This window comes from Streptomyces sp. UF-297, assembly GCF_058245575.1.
In genome coordinates this window covers 21,701-28,619 of sequence record NZ_JBSIBZ010000108.1, presented here as the reverse complement: position 1 = coordinate 28,619, position 6,919 = coordinate 21,701, and the positions used below count along the sequence as shown (strand labels likewise).

Sequence of the window (6,919 nt, the reverse complement as noted above, 5' to 3'; positions counted from 1 at the left end):
CCTGTGGGAGAGTAGGACGCCGCCGAACAATTTTTGTGGGGAGCCCTGCACCGTATGGTGCGGGGCTTTTCCGCGTTCAGGGGGCAGTGAGCCGGCCTTGCTGGCCGCCTTCCGGCCTGAAACAGCCTTCTCACCGGAGGGCGTTCGCTACGGTTGATCTCGGTGTACCGGGCGGAGGCCGCCGTATCGGCGTGGTGAGCAGGGGGAGTTGCGGAATGGTGGATCCCATATCGCTGGCGGCGATTACGACGATGCTCGGAGCGGTGGGCGCCGGCATGGCCAACGAGGCCGGCAAGCGGGCGTACGAACTGGTCGGTGGGCTGGCCCGCCGGATGGTGGGGAGAGAAGTCCCCGCGCCCTCGACCGCCGCCGACTGGGAGGGACTTGCCCGGCTGTTGCACGACGGCGCGCGGCGGGACGGCGCCCATGCCAGGAGCCTCGCCCAGGTGGAGGTCGTCATCCGGGGTGCCCTGCCCCGGGCCGGGACTCAGGGAGTTCCGCAACTGCCGCCCTCCGTACGCTTCTTCGTCAACCGTCAGAAGGAGATGCGGAGTCTGTGGCGCGAGCACTCCCGTAAGCCCGACGGACGTCCGCGCAGAGCGCTGGTGTACGGCGCGGAAGGCATGGGCGCGAGCGCACTGGCCGTGCAATGGGGATGGCAGCAGGCCGGGAAATTCCCCGATGGGCAGCTCTACGTCGATCTGCGGGGTGACGGCGCCGGGCGTGGGGTGGATGCCGCGGTGGCCGTACGCCGGGCGCTGCGGCAACTCGGGGTGCCCGAGGGCGACATCCCGCCCGGACCCGCAGAACGTACCGCGCTCTTCCGGGGACTGGTCGCGGACCGGCATTTACTGATCGTCCTCGATCACGCTCAATCGGCCGCTCAGGTAGGCCCGTTGTTCACGTCCGCGCCAGGGGTGTTCACGATCGTCGTCGCCCATCGCCTGCTCACCGGAGTGGATGCCGTACCGGTTGAAGTGGGTCCTTTGGGGAAGAAACACGCCGTCGAGCTGCTCGAGGACATCGCCGGTAGCCGGACGGTCAAGGCGGACCGTCCTCGCCTGACGTCCGTACTGGACCGCTGTGGCGGATCGCCCTATGCGCTGCGGGCGATCGCACCGCGGCTGGCCGAACAGCCCGTGGGAGAGGAGCCGACCGGCGTGTCCGCAGACCATTTCGCGAGCAGCCCCGCCTTCTCCGTCGTCGAGGACCTCTACCGCGCGCTCTCCCCTGAACTCGCCCGCGTCTACCGGCTGTCGGCCCTGTGGCCGTGGAGCGATGTCACCGCGGCGCTGGCCGCGGCCGCCGCGGGCATCCCCGAGGACGAGGCAGCCGGGCCGATAGCCGAACTCGCCGACCGGGGGCTGCTGGAGGCGACCGAAGCCGGCCGTTACCGCTTCCGCCCGGCCGTACGCCGGCACGCCGAGCAGACCGCCGCGCGCGAGGACGGCGTCGCGGCCTGTGCGCGGGCCGTGGAGCGCACGGTGGGCTCCCTGTTGCGCTTCGCGGCCCAGGCCGATCTCGACGCCCTTCCGCAGCGCTGGCACGTGGGCCCCGTATACGACGAGCTGTCCCGGGGCGCGTACGCCCACAGCGGCGAAGCGGTCGCCGCACTCGACGCCGAGCTGGGCAATCTCGCCCAAGCCGTCCTCGCCGCCGAGGAGTTCGGGCTCGGGGGCCTGGCGTGCCAGCTCTGCGAGGCGCTGTGGGCGCTCCAGCTCAAGGCGGGACGGCACGAGGAACTGCTGCCCGCGCTGCGGGCCGGGGCCCGGGTCGCCGATCAGGTCTGCCCCGGCTCCCGCATGGCCGCCCGTATGCACACCCAACTCGCCCTGGCCTGCACAGAGCTGCGCCAGTACGACGAGGCCGAGGCCGAACTGACGCTCGCCGCCGCCGTCGAGCGCGGCCTCGGCCATCTGCGCGGCCAGGCCACCAATACCGAGACCCTGGGGCTGGTCCGCCTGGCGCAGTGGCAGTTCGACGAGGCGCTGCGCCTGTTCACCACGGCGGCCGGCTTCCTGGAGGGCATCACTCCGGACGACGACGGCTTCGCGGACGTACCGCGCGCCCGTGCGCTCCTCCAGCGCCACCGGGGCCGCGCGTTGCGGGGCCTCGGCCGGTGGACGGAGGCCGAGGACCACCTGCGGACCGCCCTGCGCTTCTTCCGCGACCACCAGGAGGCCTACAACACCGCGCGCACCCTCACCGACCTCGCCGAGACCTTTCTGCTCGCCGACCGCCGGTCCGAGGCGCTGCCGTTGATCGACGAGGCCACCGCCAAGCTCTCCCGGGAGAACGCGCGCTATCACCTCGTCCACCTCGGTTCGCTGCGCCAGAGCTGTGTCAGTGATGCGGGAGAGCCGGGAGAGGCGGACCCGGCGGGCAGTGCGGATCGAGGGGCGTGACCGACACCCGATGGACCGTCCGGCCGGTCCGTACGGTCAGACCCTCCGCCGCCAGTTGAGCGAGCCCCTTGCCGCCGCTCTCGTTGTCGGCGGCCAGCCAGGCGTGCAGAGCGGAGGCGTACGCGGCGGGGTCGGCGGCCTGCCGGTCCGCGCTCAGGCGCGCCGGCTCCCCGCCGCGGGCGCGGACGGTGCAGGTGCCGGGACCGGTGATGTACGCGGCCAGCGCGCAGTACGGATGGCGGGCCAGGACCTCCTGCGTCCACTCGGCGGGCGTACCGAACCGCGGGTCGTCGGCGGCCCCGTACCTGAAGATGACATCCGCCAGTGACAGCAGTCCCGGATCCAAGGTGTCCTCGTGCACCGCCAGATGCCCCTGCCCGGAGCCCTCGGGCTCACCCCGGTGATCGGCGTGGCGGATCACGGTCACCACATCCGTCTCCCCTGGCTTCCCTTTCCGGATTTCGGTCAGTACGCGCAGGGGCGCCTGATGCCGCGGCGGTTCGTAGGCGGGCAAGGGCAGCGGTTCCAGCAGCGCGGGCTGTACGGGCTCGGGCATATCCATCAGCTCGTAGAAGAGCCGTCGCAACAGCTTTGCCGCCTCGCCCGGAACCGAGGTCGTCAATTCCGCCGGCCCGCACTCCGGCTCATGGCGCGGTATCGCCTCGATCGCGGCGTCCACCTGAGCGCGCAAGGGCGCGTACACATCCAGCTTTGGCGCTTTGCGTACGAAATCAGCGACCGGAGTTTCGGCCGCCAGAGCGCCGGACGACATAGCGCCGATCAGCACGGGAACGCCCAGCGCGGCGGCGTAGTACGAGACCGACCCGAAGTCGCCGATGACGGCATCCGCCGCGATCAGCGCCTGCTGCCAGCCCTCCAGCGGATCGATGAGCGCGAGCCCCGCCCGCCTCGCCCGGTCGAGCCAGGTGCGGATCTGCCCGGGGCCGTGTCCGTGCCAGATGTTGGGATGCAGCACCGCGGCGGTCCGGTACTCATCGGCAGGCAGCTCCGCCGTCAGGCGCGTCAGCAGGGCCAGCAGCACATCGTCGCCGCCGTCTCCGAAGAGCGACTCCGGATTCCACGTGGAATTGAGCAGTACGAGCCGCTGCCCGCGCCGTACCCCTAGCGCGCGGCGAAAGCGGTCCCGGTATTCCCGGGCCGCCAGCATCCGGTCGAAGCACGGGTCCCCGGCCAGCACCGCGGTCGGTGCGGCTTCCGGGCAGGAAATCCGCAGTCGCTCGGCCTGCTCGGGATGCGAGAGCACCATCGCATCCGCAATGGGAACCCCATCCGCCAGCACCCATTCCGGCGCCATCCCGAACACGGGCGCTTCCGGCTTCCGGCTTCCGGCATCCGGCATCCGGCATCCGGCATCGCGAGCTTCTTATTGTAGCCAACACCGTGTGACAGCACGGCCAACTTCCCGGAAATGCTGGACAGTTGACCGCCGAAGCTGGCTGCAATGGCCAGATCCACCGGAAGGGCCAAAGCCTGTTCCCACGGCAGCACCGGCACACCGATCTTCGCCAGCAATTCCGGCACCCCGGCCTGAAACGGCGACGACCCGGTGCATGTGGCGAGCAACTGCACCCGTACGTCGTCACGGAAGAGCGGCAGCACATCCAGCAGCCGGGTCACCGATGTCACGTTGTGTGCGATCAGCAGCACATTCCGGCATCGCCCCCGCGTGGCCCACCGCCCGGCCTCGCCCCCGACCGGCACCCGTATCCACCCGGCGGACCCCTCGCTCACCCCACTACCCCCTCGCGTCACCTGCGCCACCCCGTCATGGCCGATCGCGGCCGATCACCTTGGACCTTATCCGCGGGACGGACCATCGCTTACGCGTTCGCTACGCGATCCCGGCTAGGGTCCCTCGGACCATGGAAAAGCCCTCCACGAGGGAGGGCTGGAAGTGGTGCGCACGGGGCGCCCCCGGCAGGACTCGAACCTGCGGCCAAGTGCTTAGAAGAGAGACGGACGCTTCCACCCTCGTGCTGCGCTGGCCTGCGGCGGAGGGGGGAGCGTGCGGCGGGATCGTCGTCCGTCACCGCGTATTCACCGGAACAGCTTCCTCCGCCGCTCTCGTGGCCTCCGCCGTGGCGTCGACACGTCGGTGATGCGGGTGTTCCCCAGTGGCGTCGATGCCACTGGGGAACGGCCTCATCAGGTCACCAACAGGCCGGCCGGGGGCTGGGGGCCGCCCGACCGAGCCAGAAGGTATCCGCCATAGGCGCCTAGGATGCTGGCGAAATACGCCTCGAGGTTCAGCGGGAGCCACACGTCGATGAGCGCCAAGAGGATGGCGGCCCACACGAGCCGGACTGCGGCGTCCGTCGCCGTCACCAGCCTCCTGCGGTCGTCGAGCAGGGGGTGTTCCCCCTGGTTGTCGGGTGGGGGTGAATTCCTGTCTACTGGCATTGGGCCCCTTTCGAGGGCTATGGGTGGAGCCGCGTTCAGGTTTGATGGACTCGAGTCGCGGCTCCACCACCTACATCCGGTATCCTCCGCAGCCTTCCGGAGACGGCTCGTCCCACGGTGGCTGCGTCAGAGTGATCTCCTGCGGGGTGCCGGTCGGTGGCTGTGCGACGGTGCGCCCAGGGATGTTGACGCTGGCCCTTGAACGCTCCACCCGCAGGTTCTTGCCCGGCACGGTTCCCCTCCTTTTTAGCCTGGCGATTTATTTTTATCCCGCCTAGCTCACGAGGGGAGCGTAATCACACGGAGTGACTCGCCGCAACTACCCAAGGTCGTAGAGGTCGACCCTGGGGCGTCTCGCGTGGCGTGTACCGCAGGGGCGGCGACTTCCTGCGCCCCGACGGCACCGTCCTGGTGGCTACTCTTCGCGATCGAGCTTGCTGCCCGGCGATGCGGTCGCGGCAACCTCCTGAGCTGCGCATACTCGCGGCGATTGACCAACAGGAGTGCGCGCAGGCTGCCGAGTGGCTCGAAGCCGGTTGCGGGACGACGTGGGATGAGATTACGCTCGCGACGCGCGTGCTAGGCGGGAAGAAAAAAAATCGCCAGGCAAAATCTTGAGGGGGCAAGCTGATGACGTCCGAGGCTGACATGCAGGCCACGGCTGAGGGCATGGACATGCGCCCGGTCTCGTTCAAGACTCCGGCGTTCCGGACCATGATCGGGAAGATGCCGTCGTTCAACTTCGTGCATCCGTTGCCGGCTCTGGTGGAGCTGAGGGCACGGGCGGAATCAGGGGTTATCGTCCGGAAAGACTTCGACCTTGATGACGAGGAGTACGGCAACCGCCCTATCGATTTCAAGCACGTCGAGAAGATCGCGAACGGGCTCTACGATCGCCCCGACACCCCGATTCAGCAGATCCAGCTTGCCATTCCCACAGACATCGACGACGAGAAGACGTACCGCTGGAAGCCGTACAACACCGTCTCCCCGGGCGTCGAGTTCGGCATGCTCACGGTCTATCAGGGCACGCCCATGCACATCGAGAACGGGCAGCACACGCTGGAAGCGCTCGCACGGGTCTGGGAGCGAGTGAAGGGTGCTTCCTTCGGCGAAGACCAGGAGAAGGAGAACATCCTTAAGTCGAGTGCCGCTCCGATCCAGGTACTCGTACAGAGCGATCGCGATGAGGTCACCAGGATGTTCGTGGTGGCGGGGCTGACGAAGCCGATCTCGCCCGCCCTCATGACAGCACTCGATCAGAGTTCGTACGCGAACCGGTTCGGCACCCAGGTTGGGCGGCGTGCACGGCTCCTCACTGACGAACCCGCGCGCCTTGTCTACCTGCGTTCTGCCGCACGTGAAGAGGCCCTGTACTCGACCGCACACATGCGGGGATTCACTACCGCCACCTTGGTCGGTTTCAGGGACCGAACCCCGGACGCGCGCGAGACCAACGTGCGCAAGGCCCTCGAGGAGCGAGCCGGGGCTGCCGGCAACCTCAACGACGAGTTGGAGAAGGTCGTCGGCGAAACCGTGGCTGCTCTCGACTACGCGTACGAGCAGATCCCTGGTTGGAAGGACCTGCGCCGCTCCTCTGACGGAGCGGGCTTGTCACCTAAACAGTTCCGTGCGGAATACCTGCATGGCTCCCCAGCTGGCCTGTACGTGATCGGTGGCGTCCTCGGTGCTGCACGGTTCTGTGGTGTTCCGCTGCGTGATGTCATCGATGCACTCGCAGAGCTCTCATGGGGGCGATCCGAGGGCAAGATCCGCAAGGTGGACGGTGTTGAGCAGAAGCAGCATCCCCTCTTCGAGGGCACGCTCGTCCGCTTTGAGAAGGGGACTGCCCAGAACGGCGATGTCATCTGGTCGCCGACCACTGCGGGTGGAGCTCGAACCAACTATGAGGCTGCCACAGAGAGGGTCCTGAAGGAACTTGCTCGCGATGCAGCCTTCAAAGAGATGCACCATGTGCGAACTCTCGTGCACCTTGGTCTGCGCTCAGCCAACCGTCGTGGCCGCCCGCGCAAGACGGCGGAGGGCTAGAAGGCTGGTTCTGGGCTCCGGCCCTCGTCAGCTACGGTTCCCCG

Annotated in this window: 4 protein-coding genes; 2 read left to right on the top strand and 2 right to left on the bottom strand. The window is 68.4% G+C overall.

The window, feature by feature from the left end; translation table 11 throughout:
• Positions 1–215: 215 nt before the first annotated feature.
• Positions 216–2,405 carry a tetratricopeptide repeat protein gene (locus tag AC4IJH_RS38425; RefSeq protein WP_490856626.1) on the top strand — a complete coding sequence of 730 codons (2,190 nt, stop codon included), beginning with the start codon at positions 216–218 and terminating at the stop codon, positions 2,403–2,405.
• Here AC4IJH_RS38425 and AC4IJH_RS38420 read toward each other — a convergent pair.
• Both AC4IJH_RS38420 and AC4IJH_RS38415 read right to left on the bottom strand, forming a co-directional pair.
• A complete protein-coding gene (locus AC4IJH_RS38420) occupies positions 2,344–3,672 on the bottom strand; it encodes a hypothetical protein (protein ID WP_490856625.1) in 1,329 nt (442 codons plus the stop codon). The genes AC4IJH_RS38425 and AC4IJH_RS38420 overlap by 62 nt on opposite strands.
• A gap of 899 nt (positions 3,673–4,571) precedes the next feature.
• Positions 4,572–4,751 (bottom strand): hypothetical protein, encoded by a 180-nt coding sequence (locus AC4IJH_RS38415; protein WP_490856624.1) that lies wholly within the window; start codon positions 4,749–4,751, stop codon positions 4,572–4,574.
• 705 nt (positions 4,752–5,456) lie between these two features.
• Between AC4IJH_RS38415 and AC4IJH_RS38410 the strand changes: the two genes are divergently transcribed.
• Positions 5,457–6,875, top strand: a complete 1,419-nt coding sequence (locus AC4IJH_RS38410) for a DNA sulfur modification protein DndB (RefSeq protein WP_490856623.1) — start codon at positions 5,457–5,459, stop codon at positions 6,873–6,875.
• The last annotated feature ends 44 nt before the right edge of the window (positions 6,876–6,919 follow it).

What these genes read in the sequence shown, in the direction of transcription:
- AC4IJH_RS38425 (WP_490856626.1), top strand. Translation starts at nt 216, where the DNA reads ATGGTGGATCCCATATCGCTGGCGGCGATTACGACGATGCTCGGAGCG.
- AC4IJH_RS38420 (WP_490856625.1), bottom strand. Translation starts at nt 3,672, where the DNA reads ATGGTGCTCTCGCATCCCGAGCAGGCCGAGCGACTGCGGATTTCCTGC.
- AC4IJH_RS38410 (WP_490856623.1), top strand. Translation starts at nt 5,457, where the DNA reads ATGACGTCCGAGGCTGACATGCAGGCCACGGCTGAGGGCATGGACATG.